This is a genomic window from Actinokineospora diospyrosa (genome assembly GCF_024171925.1).
GTDB lineage: Bacteria > Actinomycetota > Actinomycetes > Mycobacteriales > Pseudonocardiaceae > Actinokineospora > Actinokineospora diospyrosa.
Genome location: NZ_JAMTCO010000006.1, coordinates 255,801 through 278,203, shown reverse-complemented (window position 1 = coordinate 278,203; position 22,403 = coordinate 255,801). Strand labels below are relative to the sequence as shown.

Here is a 22,403-nt window from a genome sequence, read left to right as displayed (position 1 = left end):
GGGGTCGTCGCGCGGTCGGCGAGGGAGGACGCGGATGCGACGGGGACGGGTGCCGTGGGTGCTGGCGGTGATCGCGCTGGGGGTCCAGGCGCTGGCCGGGTGTACGGCGAGCGCGGGGCAGGAGCGGGTACGGATCACCGTGGCGACCTTCGGCGAGTTCGGCTACGAGCCGCTGTTCGCCGAGTACGAGCGGCTCAACCCGGGGATCGACCTGGTCGGCCGGGTCACCGACTTCGACTCGCACCACAAGGGGTTGATCACCGCGCTGGCGGCCGGTCGGGGCGCGGCGGACGTGGTCGCCGTCGAGGAGCAGTACCTGCCCGCGTTGCGGCACTCGCGCGACAAGCTGGTCGACCTGGCCCGCTTCGGCGCCCGTGACCTGGCCGGGCGGTGGGCGCCGTGGAAGTGGGAGCAGGGGGTCGTCGGGGACGCGGTGCTCGGGCTCGGGACGGACATGGGCGGCCTGGCCATGTGCTACCGCACGGACCTGATGGCCCGGGCCGGGTTACCGACCGACCGCGACGCGCTCGCCGCGCTGTGGCCGACGTGGCAGGCCTACGCCGAAGTCGCCGACCGGTTCGCTGCCCGGGTGCCCGACGCCAAGTTCGCCGACTCGGCGGGCACGGTCTACACGGCGATGCTCAACCAGGCCGAGGAGAACTACTTCCGCACCGCCGACGACGCGTTCATCGGCGACAGCAACCCGGCCGTGGCGCGCGCGTTCACCCTTGCGGGGGCGATCGGCGCCCAGCACCGGACCGCGGCGCTCACCACCTTCACCCAACCGTGGAACGTCGGGATCAACCAGGGCGCGTTCGCCACGATGACCTGCCCGGCGTGGATGCTCGCCCAGATCAAGCAGGCGGGCGGGCCGGGTGCGGCGGGCACCTGGGACGTGACGACCGTGCCAGGCGGAGCGGGCAACTGGGGCGGGTCGTACCTCGTCGTGCCCGCACAGGGACAACACATCGAGGCCGCCTACGCCGCGGCGGAGTGGCTGACCGCCCCCGCGCAACAAAAGCGGCTGTTCGAGAGCGACAACATCCTGCCGAGCCAACCCGAGGTCTACCGCGACCCGACAGTGCTGGCACGTACCGACCCGTACTTCCGCGACGCGCCGGTCGGGCGGATCTACGCGGCCTCCTCGGACGCGGTCCGCCCCAACCACCGCGGCGTGCGCGACGCCGACATCCGACCGATCTTCGGCCGAGCCCTGGGCCGGATCGAGGACGGCAAGCAGACCGTGGACCAGGCGTGGCAGCAGGCGGTTGACGAGGCACACGCGGTGCTCCGGTGAGCTGTGCCTCGGGCCGCGACGAGGACCGAGAACAGGCAGCCGACCAAGCGCGCACGGTGCCGTGGTGAGGCGGACGCTCACCCCGTACCTGCTCGTCGCGCCGTTCTTCGTGGTGTTCGGGGCTTTCGGGGTGTTCCCCTTGCTGCGCACCGCGTGGGTGTCGACCCACCGGTGGCACCTGATCTCCGGGGACGAGGGGTTCGCCGGGCTGGACAACTTCCGGCACCTGCTGGCAGACCCGTTGTTCTACAACGCCTTGGGCAACACGCTGAGCATCTTCCTGCTGGCCACGGTTCCACAACTGGGGCTGGCGCTGGGGATCGCGGCGCTGCTTGCCCGGCGCGGACCCGCTTGGCAGGTGTTGGTGCTGGTGCCCAACGTGGTGCCGGTGGTCGCGGTGGCGTTGGTGTTCGGCCAGCTCCTCGGCCGCGACTACGGCATGGTCAACTTCTTGCTCGGCCACGTCGGGGTCGAGCCGATCGCCTGGCAGGCCGACCGGTGGGCGGCGCACCTGGGTGTCGCGGTGATGGTGATGTGGCGGTGGACGGGCTACACCGCGCTGCTCTACCTCGCGGCGATGCGTTCGGTGCCAAGGGAGTTGTACGAGGCGGCGGAGCTGGACGGGGCGGGCGCCTGGCACCGCTTCCGGGTGGTGACCCTGCCCGGCATCCGCCCCACCCTGCTGTTCACCGTCGTCGCCTCGGCCATCGGCGGTGTGCAGATGTTCACCGAACCCCAACTGTTCGACGGTTCCGGGCTGGCGGGCGCGGGTGGCAGCGACCGCCAGTTCCAGACCGTGGCGATGTACCTGTACGAGGTGGGCTTCGGCCGCTTCGACGCGGGCTACGCGGCGGCCATGACCTGGGTCCTGTTCGTGCTGTGCGCCGTGTTCACCACCGCGGCGGTGGGCCTCGTCCGGCGGGTGATCAGTCGATGACCGGCCGGTTCGGACGCGCGGTCGTGTTGGGCTTGCTCGTGCTGTTCTCCCTGTCCCCCTTGTACTCCGCGCTGGTGGTGGCCTCGCGCGACAACGCGGACCTCGCTCGGGCGACGCCACCGTTGCTACCGGGTGGGCACCTGTTGGAGCACGTGGGCGAGCTGGTCGAGCGGGTGGACCTGGCGCAGGCGATGGTCAACTCCGCGCTGATCGCGAGCGCGGTCGCGGTCGCCAACGCGGTGTTCTGCACGGTGGCCGGGTTCGCGTTCGCGCGGTTGCGGTTCCGGGGCAGGGAAGCGCTGTTCGCCGTGGTGCTCGCGTCGGCCATGGTGCCGACCCAGTTGGGCATCGTGCCGGTGTTCATGGTCGTGGATGCGCTCGGGTGGTACGACACGTTCGCCGCGGCGATCGTGCCCGGCCTGGTCAGCGCGTTCGGGGTGTTCTGGATGCGCCAAGCCTGCCTGGAGGCGGTGTGCGAGGAGCTCGTGGACGCCGCGCGGGTCGACGGGTGTTCGTTGGCGCGGGTCTACTGGCACGTGGCGCTGCCCGCCGTGCGCGGTCCGGCCGCGGTGCTGGCGATGTTGTCGTTCGCCACGTCCTGGAACGAGTTCAGCTGGCCGTTGGTCGCGCTCGACCCGAACGACACCCCCACCGCGCAGGTAGTCCTGTCGCGGCTCGCGGGTGGCTACTACACCGACTACCCGTTGGTGCTGACCGGTGTGCTCGTGAGCGTCGTGCCGGTCCTGCTGCTGTTCGTCCTGTTCGCCAGGAAGGTCGTCGCCGTGCTCGCGCGCGGCGCGGCCGAGACCGGGAGGTGATGTGCTGTGGCAGGGGAACGGGTCTTCCCGCCGGGGTTCCTGTGGGGTGCCGCGACGGCGGCGTACCAGGTCGAGGGCGCGGTGGCCGACGACGGGCGCGGACCGTCCATCTGGGACGTGTTCGCCGCGGTGCCGGGCGCGGTCGAAGGGGGTGTGAGCGGCGCGACGGCGTGCGACCACTACCGGCGCTACCGCGAGGACGTCGCCCTGCTCGGCGACCTCGGGCTCGGCGCGTACCGCTTCTCCACGGCGTGGCCGAGGGTCATGCCCGACGGCCGCACCCCGAACCCGGCGGGCCTGGCGTTCTACGACCGGCTCGTCGACTCCCTCCTCGAGCGCGGCATCACCCCCGTGGTCACGCTCTACCACTGGGACCTGCCGCAGGCTCTGGAAGACCGCGGCGGGTGGCTCGAGCGCGACATCGCCTCCTGGTTCACCGACTACGCCACCACTGTCCACAGCAGACTCGGCGACCGGGTCACGTACTGGACGACGCTCAACGAGCCGTTCTGCTCGGCGTTCCTGGGCTACGGAACGGGCGTGCACGCGCCAGGTCTGCGCGACCCGAAACTCGCATTGCGCGCCGCCCACCACCACCTCCTCGCCCACGGTCACGCGACGCGGGCGCTGCGAGACGCGGGAGCGGCCAGCCTGTCCATCGCGTTGAACTTCTCCCCCGCCCTGCCCGACGGCCCCGACGACCACGACGCCGTCCGCCGGTTCGACGCCCTGCACAACCGGTTCTTCCTCGACCCGGTCGTGGGCCGGGGCTACCCGGCGGACCTGCTGGCGGACGTGGCCCACCTGGACGCGCTCGAACCGGCCATCCGCGACGGCGACCTCGACGTCATCGCCGAGCCGATCGACTGGCTCGGCGTCAACTACTACGCGCCGACCCGGGTCACGTCACTGCCGGACCGGACCGAACCGAGCAACTGCCCACTGCCCGGCCTGCGCGGCATGTCCGTCCTGCCCCCGCAGGGACCGCTCACGGTCACCGGGTGGGAACAGCACCCCGAGTCGCTCACCACCCTGTTGGTACACCTGGGAAGCCACGGCCTGCCGCTGGTGGTGGCCGAGAACGGCGCGGCCTTCCCGGACACCATCGACCCCGACGGGCGGGTGCGCGACCGCGACCGGGTCCGCTACCTGGCCGAGCACCTGCGGGCCGTGCACGCCGCGATCGAGGCGGGCGCCGACGTCCGCGGCTACCTCGCCTGGTCGCTGCTGGACAACTTCGAGTGGGCGTCGGGCTACGGTCCCCGGTTCGGGGTGGTGCACGTGGACTTCGCCAGCCAGCGGCGGATCGTGAAGGACAGCGGGTGGTTCCTCGCCGAGGTCGCCGCCCGCAACGCCGTCCCGGCCGCTGACGACCACCCCGGCTGACCCACTACTGGCTGACTGCTACCGGCTGACCCACTACAGGCTGACCACTACTGAAGGTCGGCGAGCTCGCCACTGACGTTGAGCAGTTCGAAGCAGGTGCGGGCTTGCCGACCGGTCGCCGGGGTGCCCGGCTTGGCGCAGGTGACGTTCACCGCGACCGCGGCGCCCGCGGGGATGTCGATCGGGGTCACCCAGTGGTAGTCCTGGTTGCGGAAGGTCTCCAGCGCGATGGTGGTGACCGTGCGCTCGCCGAAGATGATCGTCAGCACGCCCTCGTCGCCCTGGTGGTTGCCGACCAGGATGTCGGTCACGCGGAACACCTTGCCCTCGGGCACCACGTACGTGCCCTTGCCGAGACCGCCGGTGTTGGTGCGCACCTCGATGGTGCTGGAGCTCTGCGTGCCACCGCCGGACACGCTCTGGCCGTCGCCACCGGGCTCCCCGACCTCGTCCCCGCCACCCGGCTCCGGCGCCGAACTGGTGGGCGGGGGCGGCGGGGGCACCGGCGTCTGCGCCTGGGTCTGCACGGCCTCGGCGATCTCCTGCGCCCGGTCGTCGGCCGCTTCCCGTGCCGCGCTGCGCACCGCGGGCCGCACGAGCAGCAACCAGGCGAGCAGCAGCGCGAGCAGGGCGGCGAGCAGGGCGAGCAGCCACCGCGGGAACACCGGTAGCTGGATGAACTCGCCCGCCAGCTCGTGCTCACGCGGTTCGGGTTCCTCGGCGACACCGCTCAGCCGGATCGGCCAGGTGACCGGTTTGCCGAACCACAGCACCTTGCCGACCCGCACCCGCACCGGGATCTCGGTCTCGGCGCCGGGCTCGACCGGGGTCGGCGCGTCGGCGGTGGTGTAGCGGAGCCGGTCGTCCACCTCGACGGCCGCCAACTCCAGCGCGACCGGGGTGTTGCCGTCGTTGTGCGCGAGCACCCGGTAGCGCGCCGACCGCCACGCCCTGCGCCGCTCGGGCACCAGTTCCAGCCGTTGCTCGGCGAACGGCGCGATGTCCACCACGGTCTCCGACACCGCGGCCGAGTCCGGGCGCTCCACGGGCAGCACCCGGATGCCCAGCGGTGTCTCCCCGGCGCGGACCGCGGGCGAGCGCGGTGGTCGCATCCGCACCAGGACCGTCTGCGAGGTGCCCGGGTACAGCGACAGCCGGGCCGGTTCGACCTCGGTCCACGGCGCGCAGTCGCCCACCACCTGGAACCCGTATGCCTCGACGATGTCGCTGTCGTTGCGCACCGTCAGCGCCGTGGTGGTCTCCTCGCCGGGGACGACCCGCACCGTGCGCCGCTCGAAGTCGGTCGATGTGCTCACCCCGGTGACGCTAGCCACGCCGGATCGCCGCGCGGCAGGGGGAAAAGGGCAGTCGGTGGGCACCTCGAGTGCACAGCGCGGCCCCGGCGGCTGCCCGGGCCCGCTGCGCGGGCGCAGGATCGGGGAAGTCACCCAGCGTCAGGAGGACAGCGTGAACAGAATCCCGGTAGCGGTGTACGCGGACGACCCGATCCTGCGCGGCGGCACCGTGCACCTGCTGCGCTCGCGCCCCGAGGTCGAGCTGCTCGGACCGGAGGACGAGGCCACCGCGACGGTGTCGCTGGTGGTGGTCGACACCGTCGACGACGAGACGGCCCGGCTGCTGCGCGGCCTGCGCCGGGGCGGGGCGACCAGGACCGGCCTGGTGGTCGGCCGGTTCGACCAGAACTCGCTGCGCACCACCATCGAGTGCGGGGTCGCCGCGGTGGTCCGGCGCGCCGAGGCCACCCAGGACCGGCTGGTCGGCGCGATCACCGCGATCGCGGGCGGGGAGGCCGTGCTGCCGGGTGACCTGCTGGAGACCCTGCTCGCGCACGTCGGCAGGCTGCAGCGCGGGGTGCTCGACCCGAACGCGCCCACACTGTCCACTTTGTCCTCCAGGGAGTCCGACATCCTGCGGTTGGTCGCCGACGGGCTCGACACCGCCGAGATCGCGCTGAAGATGTCGTACTCGGAGCGGACCGTGAAGAACGTGCTGCACGAGGTCTCCACCCGGCTGAACCTGCGCAACCGGGCGCACGCCGTCGGTTACGTCATGCGGCACGGGCTGATCTGACCCGAGCGGGCACCCGGGGCCGCCCGCCGGGGCAAGGGGTGCGCCGCGGCGGTGCCCGCCGGGACCTCGGCCCCACCACGCCACCGGGGTGACGATCACCGCGTGGCCCAACACCGCGAGAGGACACCCGTGTCCAGAACGCTCGTCGTGCTCACCGTGCTGGCCTCGTTGAGCACGGTGGTGACCGCGGCGGCACCGACGGTGGCGCAGGCGCCGCGAGAACCGGTCCCGACCAGGATCGCGTTCGCGGGCACCGGCCACCGCGGCATCGGCGCCGTCGACGACCCGGTCCCCAACCGGCTCGACCCGAGCAGGCCGCTGTTCGACGACGGCGCCGCGCACCACGACGACGACGTCTTCGCGCGCGGCGACCTGGTCGTGTTCACCAGCAGGCGGGACAGCCCCCGGCCGCAGGTGTACGTCGCCGAACCGGATGGCACGGTCCGCAGGCTGACCGCGGACCGGGACGCCATGCGGCCCGAGCTGTCCCCGGATCTGCGCACCGTGGTGTTCGACTCGGTCGAGGGCGGGCAGCGGGACCTGTGGGCGGTGGGGGTCGACGGGACCGGGGAGCGCAGGCTCACCAGTACGCCCCTCGACGAGACGGCGCCGACCTTCTCCCCGGACGGGACCGAGATCGCGTTCGCCCGCTCCGGTGAGATCCTCGCCCAGCCACTCGCGGGCGGCCCGGTCGAGCGGCTGACCGACGAGCCGACCGGGCAGGCGAGCCAGCCCGCGTGGAACCCGCGCGACGGGCGCCTCGCCTACACCCTGGACCTCGGCGCGGCGGGCACGCGCATCCACGTCATCGGCGGCGGCGCCAGGGCCTTCGCGGGCACCCCCCTGCTCGGTGGAGGGCAGGCGAATTGGAACGTCCACTCGCCTCGGTGGAAGCCGGATGGGATCAACCTGCTGTTCTTGACCAAGGACCAGGACTGCACCTGCACAGCTGATCCGGCGGTGCTGAAGGTGTATTGCATCGACGCGACCGACCTGCCCTCGGCAGCGCTGCCGGACCTCCTGCTAGCTGAGGATCGCGCGGTCTCTTCGCCTACCTGGCAGGTGATCGGCGGCACCCAGAGGTTGCTGGTGGCCCGCACGAACGCGATGACGGCCAACACCGCCACGCTGCAGGACATCCAGCCGGACGGGACGGATCCCCGGGACCTGGGTGTGGTCGTGCTGCGGGAGGACCCGGAGGCGGTGAACGACCCGAACCTGCTGTTCCACCCCCGCGCGGGCTTCGACCCGTGGACCCAGCGGCAGTCCTACTCGCCGGACGGGCGGCGGATCGTGCTGAGCCGGTTCGAGGACGAGGCGGGCAGGCGGGTGCAGCGGCTGTGGCTGGTCGACGCGGACGGCGCCAACCCGCGCCGGATCCCGGTGGCCGACCGCCAACCCGCGGACTGGGAGTTCGACCCGGCCTGGTCACCCGACGGTCGCTCGATCGTGTTCGCCCGACGCTCCCCCGGCGGTGTGCGGCCCGCCGGGGGTCCCAGTCGCGTGGTCGTCATCGACGCCGAGTCCGGGGCGGTGCGCGGTCGGCTGCAGCCACCGCCGGAAGTCGCCGACCAGGAGGACACCCAGCCCGCGTGGTCACCCGACGGCCGGACACTGTCGTTCACCCGGGGCGTGGTGACCGACGGGCCGGGCGGCGAGGTGCGCGACAACCACGTGTGGACTGCCCGCGCGGACACCCTCGGCGGGCAGCGCGACCTGAGCGCGGCGGTGTGCGGGTTCGACTGCCTGGTCACCGACGACAGCTCGACGTTCAGCCCGGACAGCCGGACGCTCGCGTTCAACCGGGAGAACGACGGGGTGCTGCTGGTGTCGCTGACCGGTGCCGACTGCCGGGTGGTGCTGCCCGCGGGCGCCTCGTCCTGCTCGACGCCGCTGACCAGCGCGACGGGCCCGTTCCAGCCTCGGGACGTGGCGTTCTCGGCGGAGGGCGACCGGCTGGTGCTGACGACCCGGCGGGCGGGTGACGCCCGGTCGCCGGAGGCGCTCGCGGTGCTCGACCTGACCACCGGGGAGCTGACCCGGCTCGACTGGGACCTGCCGGGCAGGCAGAAGGAGCCGACCTGGCAGCAGCCGGTCAACCTGGCCGTGCTGGCGCCGCCCCGGCTCACGGCGAACGTGGGTGACCCGGTGGAGGTGCCGGTGGACGTGACGAACCAAGGTCCGGCCGACACCCCGAGCGCTGTGGTGACCGCGTCCGTTCCCGAGGGGCTGCGGTTGGACGAGCTGCGCGTCCCCCGAGGGCGCTGTGACGTGGTGGAGCGGCGCTGCGTCTTCGAGGACCTGGGGCCTGACACAACAGTGCGGATCACGGCTGTGTTCACGGCTGTCGTGGCGGGGCGGTGGACGGTCCAGTGGACGGTGGCGGGGCCGATCCTGGACTCCTCCCCCACCGACAACGGGACCGCGACCGTGGTGGAGGTCGACTCCCCCGCGCCGCCCGCTCCCCCGCCACCTCCACCCGCCGGGCCCGCGCTCACGGTGGGCGTGACCCCGAACCCCTCCTATGTGGATGGTCGGGCGATCATCACCTACACCGTGCGCAACGGCGGACCCAGCCTCGCCACCGGGCTGCGCTTGGACTTCACGCTCCCCGCCGGGATCCCCGTTGCCGCGGTTCCGCCGGGTTGTACCGCTGCGGGCTGCGCGTTGCCCGACCTGTGGCCCGGCATGGTCGCGTTGGCGCAGGTGGTCTTGGCCCCGCAGGCGCCGGTGACCACGGAGGTGCGTGGACTGCTGCGCACGTCCGGCACCGACAACGACCTGGCCGACAACGCCGCTGTGGCCCCGATGCGGGTCCTGCTGCCGAAGATCGTCGCCGTGCCCGACATCGGCGAACCGCGCTTCGTCACGTCCGTGCGCGGCGTCGACTTCCCACCCGGCGCACCGGTGACCCTGACCTGGACACCCGGTATCACCGCGGCGGCCGCACCCACGACACCCGCCGCCGACGGCCGGTTCATCGCGCAACTGCTGATCCTCGCCAAGGACCAGACCGGACCGCGCACGATCACCGCCAGCGGCACCGGGTTCCGCCCGGCGACCACCCCGTTCCTCGTGGTGCCCGGGACGATCGCCCCGCCGGACATGGTGGGCCGACGATGATCCACGAGGTGGACGAAGCACTGCGCGCGCTGCTCGCCGACGGCGGGGTGCCCGGGGGCGGTGGTGAACTGGCGTTCGAGGCGCCCACCACGGACTGGACGGCCCGGCGCACGGTGCCGACGATCAACGTGTTCCTCTACGACATCCGGGAGGACCGGGCGCGGCGCAGCACGGGAACGATCGAGGAACTCGACGAGCACGGCACGGTCCTGGGCTGGCGGGATCCCCCACGCTGGTTCCGCCTGTCGTACCTGGTGACGGCGTGGACGAACCGCCCCCAGGACGAACACCGGCTGCTGTCGCAGGCACTGGCCTGCCTGGTCCGCCGGGAACGCGTCGACGACCGGTGGCTCACCGGGACCCTTGCCGAACTGGGCCTCTCGGTCACCTTGGAGGCCGCGGGGCCGGTGTCGCAGGGCAGCGCCGCCACCGACATCTGGTCCGCCCTCGGCGGCGAACTCAAGCCCGCCATCGACGTCTTGGTCCTCGCGCCCCTCATCGGCACCTACACCCCAGCGGGCCCACCGGTGACCGAAGGCGTCGTCCTCCGAACCCCCCACCCGACCGAACCCGGCCACCACCTCCGCTACGAAGGCCCCACCACCGCCGAAGGCGAGGGCTTCGCGATCACCCGCCCCCGCCCCACCCGCCGCACACGCGGTGGCCCCATCCGATGAACCCGCTCTTGGCCCACCTGGCCGACCTCGAACGCCGCGTGCGCGCCGCCATCAGCGACCGCGCCGGCAACGACCCCGGGTTCGCCGATCCCCGCCGGGCGCTCTACATCACCCAGGCCGACGCCGAGCGCGTGCTGGACGCGCCCCTGGATCCGGTGCGGGCCCAGAACCCGGTGCCGCCATCTGGGCGAATGGCAGACCTCGCAAAGAGATTCGGGCTGGACGAGACAGACGTGGAGCTCCTGTTGGTGGCCATCGCGCCTGACATCGACGCACGGTTCGAGCAGCTGTACGGGTATCTCAACGACGACATCAGCAGGCGTCGGCCCACGGTCGGGCTGGCGTTGCGGTTGTGCGGGCTGCCGCAGGCCGGGATGGGGCGGTTCAGGCTGTCCCCGACCGCGCCGTTGATCGCGGGTGGGTTGGTCGAGATCGGGGACGCGAGCGCGGCCGCCCTGTCTCGGACGTTGCGGGTGCCGGACCGGGTGGTCGCACACCTCCTCGGCGACGACAGCCCGGCCCCGGTGCTGGACTGCCAGGTGTGCGTCGCGGACCAGTGCGGCCCGTTCGCCGAGCGGGTGCGCCAAGCGACCGCGGCGGGGCCGGTCCACCTGCACGACACCACCGGTGAAGCGCACAGGATCGCGGTCGAGGCACTGGGCACGGCAGTCGTGGTTGATCCCAGCGCGCTGACCGAGTCAACAGTCGTTCCGTTGCTGAGGGAGGCGCTACTGCGCGACGCGGGCGTCGTCGTCGGACCGTTGGAGGCTCCCGAAGGGGTGCGGGCCCTGCTGGCGAAGGCAACCGTGCCCGTGATTCTCCACAGTGGACTCACCTGGGACGCGAGCTGGTCGCCGCGCACGGTGCTGTCGATCCCCACACCGGACTCCGCCGCCACCTCGCCGAACACTTGGGCGAGCGCGATCACGGCGACGACCGGCGCACCCGTCGACGCCGCGGTGGTGGCCGCTGTCGGCGCATACCGGGTCAGCGGCGCCCAGGTCGAGCGGATCGTGGCGGTGGCGGCCCGGCACGCGGCACTGGACGAGCGGCCACTCGGGCTGGACCACCTCCGAGCCGGGGTGCGCGCCGCCAACGGCTCCGGACTGCGCCGACTCGCCCGCCGGATCAGCCCCTCGGTCGGCTGGGACGACCTCGTGCTCCCCGACGCCACCCGGAACCAACTGCGCGAACTGGCGCGGCGCGCGCGGTTGCGCGACCGGGTCCTCGGCGAGTGGCGGATGCGCCCCGGCGGCGGGCGGGGCCGTGGCGTCGTCGCGCTGTTCGCGGGCGAGTCGGGCACCGGCAAGACGATGTCGGCCGAGGTCGTCGCCGCCGCCATCGGGATGGAGCTGTACGTGGTCAACCTGGCCACGGTGGTCGACAAGTACCTCGGCGAGACCGAGAAGAACCTGGAGCGGATCTTCACCGAAGCCGAGCGGGTGCAGGGCGTCCTGCTGTTCGACGAGGCCGACGCGGTGTTCGGCAAGCGGTCGAAGATCTCCGACGCGCGCGACCGGTACGCCAACCTGGAGTCGGCCTACCTGCTGTCGCGGCTGGAGTCCTTCGGCGGGGTCGCCGTGCTCACCACCAACCTCCGGTCCAATGTGGACGAGGCGTTCACCAGGCGGCTGGACGTGATCGCCGAGTTCGCCCTGCCCGACGCCGCGCAACGGGCCGCGTTGTGGGACCGCTGCCTGGGCACCGCGATGCCGCGGGCGGACGACATCGACCTGGCGGTGTGCGCGGACCGGTTCGAGCTGGCGGGCGGGTCCATCCGCGCCTGCGCGATCAGCGCCGCCTACGCCGCGGCCGCCGACGACCGGCCGGTGGCGATGGCCGACCTCGTCGCCGCCGTGCGCCTGGAGTACCGCAAGCTCGGCCGACTCGTGTTGGACGACGAGTTCGACCCGCCAGCGATCCACTTGACCGGCTGAGGAGGCACCTTGCACGACCACGGGCACGACCACGAGCACGACCGGCCCGAGCGGCAGTCCGCACCCCGCCGCACCGCCCAGCCCGACGAAGCCGGGCCCGGGACACGGACCGTGCACCAGCTCCAGCGGTCGATGGGCAACGCGGCCGTGGCGCGGCTGTTGCAGGGGGCCGAGGAGGAGACAGCCGAGCCCACAACGGTGCCCGAGGTGCTGAGCGGCTCGGGCCGCCCGCTCGACGCCGGGAAGCGGACCGACATGGAATCCCGGCTGGGCGCGGACTTCTCCACCGTGCGGGTGCACAACGACACCGCGGCCGCCCGCTCCGCTGACGAGATCGGCGCCCGGGCGTACACCTCGGGCGAACACGTCGTCCTCGGCCGCGGCGGCGCGGAAGACCACACCCTCGCGCACGAGCTGTGGCACGTGGTGCAGCAGCGCGAGGGACCGGTCTCGGCGACCGACAACGGCACCGGCGTTGCCCTCAGCGATCCGGGCGACCGGTTCGAACGGGCAGCCGAACAGGCCGCGACCCAGGCCATGAGCAACGCCGCAACCCAGGCGCACGACCGCAGCGGACATGACCGCACCGAACACGACCACACAGGGCATGACCACTCAGGACCGGGCCACGTGTCGGGCGAGGCCGCGGTGCAGCGGAGCCCGCGCGACTGGCGGCACTCCGACTCCGTCCGCGACGCGCTCACCGCCGAGCCGGGCATGGGCCTGCGCTCCTACTGGCCGCCGATCGTCCAGGCCGTGCGCCTGTACATCTCCATCCTCGACGACACCCAGGTCGACCAGCGCGCCCAGGTCCTGGACCGGCTGGACGGCGCCCTCGACTCGTGGGAGGGCAACCAGGGCGCGGCGACCACCATCAACATCACCGGCCAGGCCCGCAACAAACGCGCCATCGTCAACGCGCTGCGGGCGCTGATCACCACTGAGCGCAGCGAGATCCGGACCCTGCGGCAGGGGCCGCCCGCCGCGGCGGCGCCGACCCCGGCCGCGCCGATCCCGATGGCCGTGCCCATGGCCATCGGCGGCGCGTCCCGGCAGCGGCCCGGTGAGGAGTCCGAGGACAGCAGCCCGGAGACCGGGGTGCCGCTGTCCACCCTGCGCGACCGGTTCCAGTCAGCGGGGGCGCTGCCCACCGGCATCGACATCCACCTGCACATGACCAGCGGGCGCAACCTGCCCGGCATCCACGCCCAAGGTCTGCAGCCGGGTGCCGGGCAGGGCATCGGGCTGCCCGACACCGAGCGCCAGGGGGACAACAACTTCATCTACCTGCTGTCCAGCTCACCCGACGCCAAGACCTACGTCGGCCAGGAGTCCGGCGGCCGGGGCGTCGGCGTGATCAGCTCGGGCGTCGCGTTCGGACCGGACACCAACTACGACGGCGGCGCCTACCAGCACCACGGCTCCGCGCCACCCGCCAGGGGCGCCGCCCAGGGCGACGGCCCGTTCTCGTTCACCCTGCCCGCCACGCCGAGGACCCGGGCGGGTCTGCGCGACTTCGTCAACGGGCACCTCGACAACGGGCAGCAGCCGATGTCGGAGAACGAGGCCGTGCAGCGCGTGCTCGCCGCGCTGTGGAACGAGTTCGGCCTGCTCGTCGCCCGGGACCTGTCGCGCACCTGACCGGGAGGGCAGCCGCCGTGCCCCGCGCGGGAGTCCGGCGGACCTGTCGCGCACCGCGGTACCCGCGCGAACCTGTTCCCAGGCACCAGATCCGAGATGAGGAGCGACCATGCCGCAGTACCTCTCCCCAGGCGTGTACGTGGAGGAGGTCCAGTCCGGTGCGCGACCGATCGAGGGCGTCGGCACGGCGGTCGCCGCCTTCGTCGGTTTCACCCAGCAGGGCCCGTTCCACCGGCCGACCCTGGTGACGAGCTGGAACCAGTACGCGCAGCTGTTCGGCGGGTTCGCCGACGGCGCCTACCTCCCGCACGCCGTCTACGGCTACTTCACCAACGGCGGCGGCTCCGCCTACGTGGTGCGCGTCGGCGGCCCCGCGCCCGACGCCGCGCCGCCCGCGCCGGTCCCGGTCACCCTCGGCGGGCTGCTGGTCGCGCCCCGCCCGGACGCCGGTCCCGACATCTCCGTCGAGATCACCGACGCCGACGGGGAGAGCCCGCCGGAGGACCGCTTCAAGCTGCTGGTCCGCCAGGGCGCCAAGGTCGCCGAGACCTTCGACGTGTCGACCCGCAAGAACGTCAAGAACTACGTCGTCACCCAGGTCGCCGAGCGGTCCAAGCTGATCACCGTCACCGAGCAGCCCGGTACCTCGCTCACCCGGCCGGACCGGCAGTCGATCACCCTCGCCGCGCCGGACAAGCCGCGTGAGTCCACGGCCGTGGACGCGGGCGAGTACATCGGCGACGCCGAGGCGCGCACCGGGTTCGGTGGTCTGGAGTCGATCGACGAGGTCACCATGGTCGCCGTGCCGGACCTGATGGGCGCCTACCAGCGCGGCGCCATCGACCTGGAGGGCGTCAAGACGGTCCAGCTCGCGGTGATCGCGCACTGCGAGCAGATGGGCGACCGGGTCGCCGTGCTCGACACCCCGCCCGGGCTGTCCGCGCAGCAGGTCCGCGACTGGCGGCAGGACATCGCGGGCTACGACTCCAAGCACGCGTCGCTCTACTACCCGTGGATCAAGGTGTTCGACCCGGCAGCGGGCCGCAACACCATCATCCCGCCCTCCGGCCACATCTGCGGGGTGTGGGCGCGCAACGACGTCGAGCGCGGCGTGCACAAGGCGCCCGCCAACGAGGTCATCCGCGGCGCGGTGGACCTGGAGCTGACGCTGAGCAAGGGCGAGCAGGACCTGCTCAACCCGATCGGCGTCAACTGCGTGCGCGCCTTCCCCGGCCGGGGCATCCGGATCTGGGGCGCCCGCACCCTCTCGTCGGACCCGGCGTGGCGCTACCTCAACGTGCGCAGGCTGTTCAACTACCTGGAGGAGTCGATCCTGCTCGGCACCCAGTGGGTGGTGTTCGAGCCCAACGACGACCGGCTCTGGTCGAGCATCCGGCGCAACATCACCGCGTTCCTCACCGAGCAGTGGCGCCGGGGCGCGCTGTTCGGGCGCACCGCGGAGGAGGCGTTCTACGTCAAGTGCGACCGGGACAACAACCCGCGCGAATCCATCGACCTGGGTCAGGTCGTGTGCGAGATCGGCGTGTCGCCGGTGAAGCCCGCGGAGTTCGTGGTGTTCCGCCTGGCGCAGTTCTCCGACAGCACCAGCCTTGTCAGTGAATAGGAGGTAGACCCATGGCAGAGGGCGACGCACTGTCCACACACGTCTTCGGCGTGCAGCTGGGCGGGTACGAGGTCGAGTCGCTGCAGGAGGTGAGCGGCCTGGTCGTCGAAGAGGACGTCGTCGAGGTGTCCCAGGTGACCCCGCAGGGCAAACCGCTGCTGCGCAAGCAACCCGGGGCGCGCAAGGGCGGCGAGATCACGCTGACCCGGGGGCTCGACCAGAGCAGCGAGTTCACCAAGTGGCTCAAGGAGACGCTCAACAAGGGCGCGGTGGCCTCGGCGCGGCAGAACATCACCATCGAGGTCAAGGACAGTGAGGGCACCACGGTGCGCCGGATGCAGCTGATGAACGGGTGGGCCAGCAAGTGGGAGGGCCCCTCGCTCAAGGCGGGCGAGTCCTCCGCGGCCACCGAGAAGGTCACCATCACCTTCGAGGACATCGAGGTCGAATGAGGCGCCGGACGGTGAGCCTGGGCGACCTCGACGAGCTGGTCGAGGTCGGCAGGAAGGACAAGGGGCGGTCGGTAACGCACTCGGAGCACTCGGCGCACACCGAGTTCGACTTCGAACTGCCGCGCGGCTACGTCGACCAGAACGGCGCGACCCACCGCGCGGGCCGGATGCGGCTGGCGACCGCGCGCGACGAGCTGCGGCCGCTGATCGACCTGCGGGTCAAGGAGAACCCGGCGTACTTGAGCGTGGTGCTGCTCAGCCAGGTGATCACCGAGCTCGGCACGGTGTCGGACGTGCACGCCGGGGTGGTGGAGCAGATGTACGCCACCGACATCGCGTTCCTGCAGGACTTCTACCGGCGGATCAACAGCGAGGGCCACACCAGGGCAGGCGTGGCCTGCCCGACCTGCGGCAGCACCTTCGACGTCGACCTGGCGGGTGGGCGCCTGGGGGAATCGTGACGTACGCGCCCGACCGGCTGCTGGAGGAGGTCGCGTACGTGGCCTACCACTTCCACTGGCCGCGCGCGGAGATCCTCGACCTGACCCACGACGAGCGGGCGCGGTGGGTGCGCGAGATCAGCCGGATCAACACCAGGATCAACGAAGGGGGGTGAGCGGGGTGTCCTTCTGGGACCGGTTCCGCGGGACCCGGCGGGCCGACGCCCGCCCCGCGTGGGACGGGGGGTGGCGCGCGGTGGCCCCGCTCGCCCCGGTGTCGGTGCGCGGCGGTGTGTCCGTTTCGGACGGACTGGTGTTCCGGTCGACGCTCTCCTCGTGGCACGACCCGTCGCTGGTGGGCGAGATGGCGCACTCGGTGTCCGCCACCGCGCCTTCCGGGGTCGCGCACGGGGTGGTGCGCCCGGCGACGGGCACGGCGGCGGCGCGCGGACCACTGCTGTTCGCCGCCAACAACGACCGCGCTTCTCATGAGCCCACCACCAATGGCAGTGCGGCGAATGGGCATGGCGCGCCGCCTGGTCTGACTCCCGCGACTCCTGAGACCGTCTCGGTACAACGCAGCATCCGGCAAACGGACACTAGGGCGGCTGTCGTCCAGCCCCCCGAATCGCCACAGTCACCCAACGGCCAGGTGGTCCAGCGCCGTCCCCGCGACAGCAAGCCACAGGTCACCAACACCCGGCCGGTCGATGCAGCACCGGCCCCCAGTGGTGGCACGGTCCTCGGACTCGGCCGACCTCAGTCCCGCCCGGTCCAGCCACCCCGACCGACCTCGCCGGACACCACGCTCGTCCGGCCCCCGGCACTCGGCGGACCACCACGCCAGGCGCCCCCGCTCCCCCGCTCGCCCGTCCGCCCCACGGCCCCCGGCGACAACCAGGCCGCACCTCCCCGTTCGCCCACCCGGGGCGCCGAAGACCCGCACAACAGCCCTGTTCACAGCCTCAGCACGCCAGCGCAGGCCCCAACGCTCGCCCAACGCGCACCCCAGGACACCGCTCCGGGCCCCAGTGCCCTGCCCGAATCCCCCACCAGCGCGGAAGCGCGCCCCCGAGCCGCGACGCTCATCCAACGCGCCGCACTCGGCGAACACACACCCCACGCGCCAGCCCACTCCGGCGACGGTCCCAATCGACCGCAGGGCCCAGTACCCAGCACAGCCCACCCGCGTACCCAGATCGCAACACCCGGCGAGGGCTCGGTCACCAGAACTCCCCCAGCGGGGCGTCCAGTACTCGCCCAACGGGCTCACCAGGCGTCGCCCACCGCGCAGGATTCCGCCTCGCGCCAAGCTCCACCGAGCACGCCCCACGCGGACACCGCCCACCCGCGACCCCAAACGCCGACACTCGCCGAACGCGCGCACCCCACGCCCACCCACACCGGCGACGGCCTCAACACCACGGCCCCCGCAGCGAGCACTCCCCGCTCAGGCACCGCACACCCTCAAGCCCCGGCACTCGCTCACCGCGCACCCCAAGCGAACCCCCACACCGCACCGACAGCACCGCAGGCCCACTCCAGCGAGGGCCACAACACCGCGACTCCCACACCGCAGGGTCTAGCGCCCAGCACCACCAGTTCAGGCAACGCGCACTCGCAGGCCCCTGTGCTGGCCCAACGCGCACCCCAAGCGAACCCGCAGACCGCACAGGGTGCCAACCCCATGGCGCCACCGCAGTCCCAAGCCATCAGCACAACCCACCCACGGCTCCCAGCGCCGACACTCGCCCACTCCGGCGAGGACCTCCGCACGCCTTCTTCCCCGCACGGGCCAGCGCCCAGCACTACCCACTCAGGCAGCGCGCACGCCCCAACACTGGCCCAACGCACACCCCAAGCGAACCCCCACGCACCGTCAGCACCGCAGGCCCAAGCATCCAGCACATTTCACCCACGCCCCCTAGCGCCGACCTTCGCCCAACACGCGCATTCATCCCACCCCGGCGAGGGCCGCAACACGGCGACGCCCTCCCCTCAGGCGCCCAGCACCACCCATTCAGGCAGCGCGCACTCGCAGGCCCCTGTGCTGGCTCAACGCGCACCCCAGACACCAGCGGGTAGCGCACACGACCACACCCGGCCCCCCAGCACGAGCCACTCGCCAACGCTCGCCGAGGGCCTCAACACGACTCTCGTCCCGCAGGAGCCAGCACCCGGCGCGCACCCGCGAACCAAGACCCCAACGCTTGCCCAACGCGCGCCCCAGGCGACCGCGCAGGGCCTCAACACCACTGCCCTCCCGGCACCCGGTCCAGCCCCACAGCCGCGCACCCAAGCCCCAACACTCACCGAACGCGCGCACCCATCGCCGTCAAGCGCCAGCGTGGCCCCTGCCACCGCAGCGCCGCAGAGTCCAACGCCCAGCGCCGCTCACTCGGGCAACACCCCGACACCGGCCCAACGCGCACCCCAGACACCTCCGAACACCCGGCCACCCACCACGGCCACCCCAAGCACCCTCGCCGACCGCCCCAGCCCACTGACCGCCGCGCTCCTGGGGGCACCCCAGCCAGTCCAGCAGCGGCGCACGTCCGGGCCACTACTGCCCAGCACCCCGCTGACGCGAATCCACGCAGCGTCCACGGCACGAGGACCGCAGACGAGCGTCCAGCGCAAGCCGACCCTGGGCCGCGACACCGCCTTGGTCCACCAGGCGGTCCCAACGGCGGAGCCCAGCCAGCGGCCAGTGGTCCGGCCCCGATACGTCGAGCCAGCCAAGCCCCCGCCCCCCGCGGTACGCCAGAACCCCACGCCCCCGGTCCGCGCCCCCGCGCCGAGCAAGCCCGCGCCGCCCGCGCGAACCCCACCGCGCACACCAGCACCGGTCCAGCGCAGCACGGTTCCCGCCAAACGTCTCCGGCCGGAGAAGGCGCCGGGCCAGGACCTGGAGGAGTTGGCGCGCGGGCTCCTGGACCCGCTGATGCGCCTGCTGCGCGCCGAGTTGCGCCACGGCCGGGAGCGGGCCGGGCGCCGCAACGACCACCGCCGCTGAGAGGACCCCATGACCAGCACCGTTTTCGCCACCACCGTGTTCTTCCAGTTGACCATCGGCGGCAACGACCTCGGCGCGTTCCACACCTGCCAGGGGTTGGGCGCGCAGATGGAGGTCGAGCAGTTCACCGAGGGCGGCAACAACGGGTTCGCCTGGCAGCTGCCGTCGCGGATCACGTGGTCGAACATCACCATGACCCGCCCGGTCACCGCGGACTCGGCGAAGGTGGTGCGCTGGCTCAACGAGGTGGTGCGCCGGGTGGAGCGCAAGAGCGGGGAGATCGTGGCGCTGGCGCCGGACGGGACGCCGATCACGCGGTGGCAGGTGCAGGGCATCGTGCCGGTGCGCTGGGCCGGGCCGTCGTTCGACCCGGCCGACTCGCAGCCCGCGGTGGAGACGCTCGAGTTCGCCCACGAGGGGTTGCTCGCCTCCTGAGGCGGGCCGGACGAGGAGTGCCGGACGAGAAGGGAGTGCGATGTCGACGCAGAGCCTGGCGCGAGCGCGGTTGGTGATCATGGAACCGCCCGCCAAGGTCGGCGCGAAACCGGGGGCGCGGTTGGCGAGCGTGCCGTTCCAGTTCAACCCGAACTCGCTCGCGCTGGCCAAGAACATCGAGTGGCGGCGCAAGCCGTCGCGGATGGCGGGGCAGACGTCGTTGCCGGAGTTCGTGGGCAGCGGGCCCAGGACGCTGTCGGTGGAGATCTTCCTCGACGCGACCGCCACGCACGACAACTCCGTGGAGGAGCGGGTCGAGAAGCTGATGGTGGCGTGCGTGCCGACCAAGCAGAGCCTGGCGCGCAAGAAGCCAGCCAGCCCGTGGGTCCGGTTCGAGTGGGGCACCGCGAAGACCACCGCGTTCGACGGGGTGCTGGCGAACCTGTCGGTCGACTACGCGCTGTTCGATGTGGACGGCAAGCCCTTGCGGGCGACGTGCTCGCTGTCCATTGAGGAGGCCGGGGTCGACACGCCCGGCCAGAACCCCACATCGGGGTCGCCCGGGGCACGCCGCACGCACCGGGTCGTCGCCGGGGACAGCCTGCCGCTGCTGGCGTGGCAGGAGTACGGGGACGCGACGCTGTGGCGGCCGATCGCCGAGGCCAACGACATCGACGACCCGATGGTGCTGCCGGTCGGCCGGGAGTTGCTGCTGCCCGGCGCCGCGGACGTCACCGGGGACCTGGAGGGAGCAGCGTGAGCGGTCGATCCTTCGCCGCCGACCCGATCGTGGCCGCGCCGGGGCCGTTGCCGCCCGCGTGGGACCGGCAGTTGGTGAGCTGCGTGGTGGACGAGAGCGTCGGCCTGCCGGACGCGGCCGTGCTGACCTACCGCGACGGCGACCACGAACTGCTCGTCGAGACCGGGATCACGATCGGCACGCCGCTGCGGGTGTCGGTGTCCACCGCGCGCGGTACCGCCCAGGAGTTGCTGTTCATCGGCGAGGTGACCGCGTTGGAGCTCGACGCGGATTCGACCGGGTCGTTCACCGTGATCCACGCGATGAGCAAGGCGCACCGGCTGTTCCGCGGCCGCAAGGTGGAGGCGTTCCGCAACATGACCGCCGCCGACATCGTGCGCAAGGTGGCCAAGGGCGCGGGTCTGACCGTCGGCAAGGTGGAGTTGTCGCCGGTCACCTACTCGCAGCTCAGCCAGGCCGGGGTGTCTGATTGGGACTTCTTGTCGCAGCTCGCCTACGACCACGGCGTCGTGCTGCAGGTCGACGACAAGGGTGTCCTGCAGCTGACGAAACCGGAGCCCGCGAGCAAGGCGCCGTCGCCGAGCACGTCGGCCGCGCGCGACCCGCTGGTGCTGCAGCACGGCGAGAACCTGATGGCCCTGCACGCGACGCTGACCAGCGCCGAGCAGGTCAGCGCGGTCGAGGTCCGGGCGTGGGACGTCAAGACGAAGAAGGCGCTGGTGGCGGTGGAACCCGCGCTGACCAGCCGGGCCGTCGTGCCGGGGCTCGCCCCGTCGCCGAAGTTCGGACCGAGGGCGCGGCTGCTGGTCACCGACACCCCCTACGGCACTCAGGCGGAGACCGCGGCGGTGGCGCGCGGGGTCGCGGCGGCGGCAGCGGCGGGCTACGGCGAGATCGAGGCGGTCGCCGAGGGCAACCCCAAGTTGCGCGCCGGGGTGCCGGTGGCGCTGGGCAGCGCGGGACCGGCGTTCAACGGCCGCTACACCGCGACCGCCGTGCGCCACGTCCTGGAGCCGGGCACGGGCTACCGCACCACGGTCACCGTCAGCGCTTCGGCCGACCGGTCGATGGCGGGTTTGGTGGCCGGGGCGAACGCGCCCGCCCGCTCACAGCGGATGCCGGGGTTGGCGATCGGGGTGGTCACCGACATCAAGGACCCGACCGAGCGCGGCGGTGTGCGGCTGAGGTTCCCGTGGCTGGACGACAACTACGTCACCGACTGGGTGCGCACCGTCCAATGGGGCGGCATCCGCGGCGGCGGTGTGTTCAGCCCGGAGGTAAACGACGAGGTGCTGGTCGGCTTCGAGCAGGGCAGCCTCGACCGGCCCTACGTGTTGGGCGGGCTCTACAACGGCGTGGACAAGCCATCCCAGCACGACTTGCCGCTGGTCGACCGCAAGACCGGGAAGCTCAACCGGCGTTCGCTGGTCTCGCGCACCGGCAACCGGCTGGAGCTGCTCGACGGCACCGCCCGGTCCGGGGTGCGGATCGCCAGCGGTGACAAGCGCCTAGAAGTCGTGCTGGACGAGAAGACCGGCCGGATCGACGTCCGAGTGCGGGGCCGAGGCGGTGGTCGGATCCTGAGTTCGTTGCGCTTGGACGAACGGGGCATCACGGTCGACGCCAAACGCGGCGCTCTTGTCCTCAAAGGACGAACGGTGTCGGTCGACGCCACGACGTCCGCGTCGGTCACCGGCGGGACGTCGGCATCGGTCAGCGGCGGCACCGAAGCCGTGCTCAAGGGCCTGACGGTCCGGATCAACTGAGAG

18 protein-coding genes are annotated in these 22,403 nt (G+C 72.3%); 17 read left to right on the top strand and 1 reads right to left on the bottom strand.

The genetic code is table 11. The annotated features are described in order from the left end of the window. Positions 1–34: 34 nt before the first annotated feature. The 4 genes from LV75_RS12945 (at position 35) to LV75_RS12930 (ending at position 4,438) form a co-directional block, all read left to right on the top strand. Positions 35–1,297: an ABC transporter substrate-binding protein gene (locus tag LV75_RS12945; RefSeq protein WP_253887117.1), complete on the top strand. Its 1,263-nt coding sequence runs from the start codon at positions 35–37 to the stop codon at positions 1,295–1,297. A 64-nt stretch (positions 1,298–1,361) separates the two neighbouring features. Further along, positions 1,362–2,234, top strand: a complete 873-nt coding sequence (locus LV75_RS12940) for a carbohydrate ABC transporter permease (protein WP_253887116.1) — start codon at positions 1,362–1,364, stop codon at positions 2,232–2,234. Next, complete coding sequence (locus LV75_RS12935) at positions 2,231–3,052, top strand: carbohydrate ABC transporter permease (protein ID WP_253887115.1); 822 nt, start codon at positions 2,231–2,233, stop codon at positions 3,050–3,052. The genes LV75_RS12940 and LV75_RS12935 overlap by 4 nt, the downstream gene beginning before the upstream one ends. 6 nt (positions 3,053–3,058) lie before the next feature. Then, positions 3,059–4,438, top strand: a complete 1,380-nt coding sequence (locus LV75_RS12930) for a GH1 family beta-glucosidase (RefSeq protein ID WP_253887114.1) — start codon at positions 3,059–3,061, stop codon at positions 4,436–4,438. Between the two features lie 47 nt (positions 4,439–4,485). Here LV75_RS12930 and LV75_RS12925 read toward each other — a convergent pair whose 3' ends face one another. After that, positions 4,486–5,754, bottom strand: coding sequence for a COG1470 family protein (locus LV75_RS12925; protein WP_253887113.1), 1,269 nt, complete (start codon positions 5,752–5,754; stop codon positions 4,486–4,488). Positions 5,755–5,905: 151 nt separating this feature from the next. On the opposite strand from LV75_RS12925, the gene LV75_RS12920 reads away from it, so the two are divergent. From LV75_RS12920 to LV75_RS12860, 13 genes are all read left to right on the top strand, one after another. Continuing rightward, positions 5,906–6,529, top strand: a complete 624-nt coding sequence (locus LV75_RS12920) for a response regulator transcription factor (protein ID WP_253887112.1) — start codon at positions 5,906–5,908, stop codon at positions 6,527–6,529. 129 nt (positions 6,530–6,658) lie between these two features. Beyond that, the gene (locus tag LV75_RS12915) at positions 6,659–9,652 is read left to right on the top strand and encodes a hypothetical protein (RefSeq protein ID WP_253887111.1); all 2,994 of its coding nucleotides are present in this window, start codon (positions 6,659–6,661) and stop codon (positions 9,650–9,652) included. After that, complete coding sequence (locus LV75_RS12910; protein WP_253887110.1) at positions 9,649–10,329, top strand: Pvc16 family protein; 681 nt, start codon at positions 9,649–9,651, stop codon at positions 10,327–10,329. The genes LV75_RS12915 and LV75_RS12910 overlap by 4 nt, the downstream gene beginning before the upstream one ends. Beyond that, positions 10,326–12,266, top strand: coding sequence for an ATP-binding protein (locus LV75_RS12905; RefSeq protein WP_253887109.1), 1,941 nt, complete (start codon positions 10,326–10,328; stop codon positions 12,264–12,266). Before LV75_RS12910 ends, LV75_RS12905 begins: the two co-directional genes overlap by 4 nt. Before the next feature lie 9 nt (positions 12,267–12,275). Beyond that, the gene (locus LV75_RS12900) at positions 12,276–13,907 is read left to right on the top strand and encodes an eCIS core domain-containing protein (RefSeq protein ID WP_253887108.1); all 1,632 of its coding nucleotides are present in this window, start codon (positions 12,276–12,278) and stop codon (positions 13,905–13,907) included. Between the two features lie 109 nt (positions 13,908–14,016). Continuing rightward, entirely contained in the window at positions 14,017–15,531 is a 1,515-nt protein-coding gene (locus LV75_RS12895; protein WP_253887107.1) for a phage tail sheath family protein, read from the top strand. Positions 15,532–15,542: 11 nt separating this feature from the next. Next, positions 15,543–15,983: a phage tail protein gene (locus LV75_RS12890; RefSeq protein WP_253887106.1), complete on the top strand. Its 441-nt coding sequence runs from the start codon at positions 15,543–15,545 to the stop codon at positions 15,981–15,983. Further along, positions 15,980–16,444: a hypothetical protein gene (locus LV75_RS12885; protein WP_253887105.1), complete on the top strand. Its 465-nt coding sequence runs from the start codon at positions 15,980–15,982 to the stop codon at positions 16,442–16,444. Before LV75_RS12890 ends, LV75_RS12885 begins: the two co-directional genes overlap by 4 nt. Further along, complete coding sequence (locus LV75_RS12880; protein WP_253887104.1) at positions 16,441–16,599, top strand: DUF6760 family protein; 159 nt, start codon at positions 16,441–16,443, stop codon at positions 16,597–16,599. The genes LV75_RS12885 and LV75_RS12880 overlap by 4 nt, the downstream gene beginning before the upstream one ends. A 2,534-nt stretch (positions 16,600–19,133) precedes the next feature. Next, the gene (locus LV75_RS12875; protein WP_253887103.1) at positions 19,134–19,439 is read left to right on the top strand and encodes a hypothetical protein; all 306 of its coding nucleotides are present in this window, start codon (positions 19,134–19,136) and stop codon (positions 19,437–19,439) included. Between the two features lie 9 nt (positions 19,440–19,448). Beyond that, positions 19,449–19,874, top strand: coding sequence for a phage tail protein (locus LV75_RS12870; protein ID WP_253887102.1), 426 nt, complete (start codon positions 19,449–19,451; stop codon positions 19,872–19,874). Between the two features lie 40 nt (positions 19,875–19,914). Next, on the top strand, positions 19,915–20,634 hold the full coding sequence (locus LV75_RS12865) for a CIS tube protein (RefSeq protein WP_253887101.1): 720 nt from the start codon (positions 19,915–19,917) through the stop codon (positions 20,632–20,634). After that, positions 20,631–22,400 (top strand): VgrG-related protein, encoded by a 1,770-nt coding sequence (locus LV75_RS12860; protein WP_253887100.1) that lies wholly within the window; start codon positions 20,631–20,633, stop codon positions 22,398–22,400. Before LV75_RS12865 ends, LV75_RS12860 begins: the two co-directional genes overlap by 4 nt. The last annotated feature ends 3 nt before the right edge of the window (positions 22,401–22,403 follow it).

Excerpts from the sequence above, each read along its gene's own strand:
- LV75_RS12865 (WP_253887101.1), top strand. The coding sequence starts at position 19,915 with ATGTCGACGCAGAGCCTGGCGCGAGCGCGGTTGGTGATCATGGAACCG.
- LV75_RS12910 (WP_253887110.1), top strand. The coding sequence starts at position 9,649 with ATGATCCACGAGGTGGACGAAGCACTGCGCGCGCTGCTCGCCGACGGC.
- LV75_RS12870 (WP_253887102.1), top strand. The coding sequence starts at position 19,449 with ATGACCAGCACCGTTTTCGCCACCACCGTGTTCTTCCAGTTGACCATC.
- LV75_RS12890 (WP_253887106.1), top strand. The coding sequence starts at position 15,543 with ATGGCAGAGGGCGACGCACTGTCCACACACGTCTTCGGCGTGCAGCTG.
- LV75_RS12935 (WP_253887115.1), top strand. The coding sequence starts at position 2,231 with ATGACCGGCCGGTTCGGACGCGCGGTCGTGTTGGGCTTGCTCGTGCTG.
- LV75_RS12945 (WP_253887117.1), top strand. The coding sequence starts at position 35 with ATGCGACGGGGACGGGTGCCGTGGGTGCTGGCGGTGATCGCGCTGGGG.
- LV75_RS12885 (WP_253887105.1), top strand. The coding sequence starts at position 15,980 with ATGAGGCGCCGGACGGTGAGCCTGGGCGACCTCGACGAGCTGGTCGAG.
- LV75_RS12895 (WP_253887107.1), top strand. The coding sequence starts at position 14,017 with ATGCCGCAGTACCTCTCCCCAGGCGTGTACGTGGAGGAGGTCCAGTCC.
- LV75_RS12905 (WP_253887109.1), top strand. The coding sequence starts at position 10,326 with ATGAACCCGCTCTTGGCCCACCTGGCCGACCTCGAACGCCGCGTGCGC.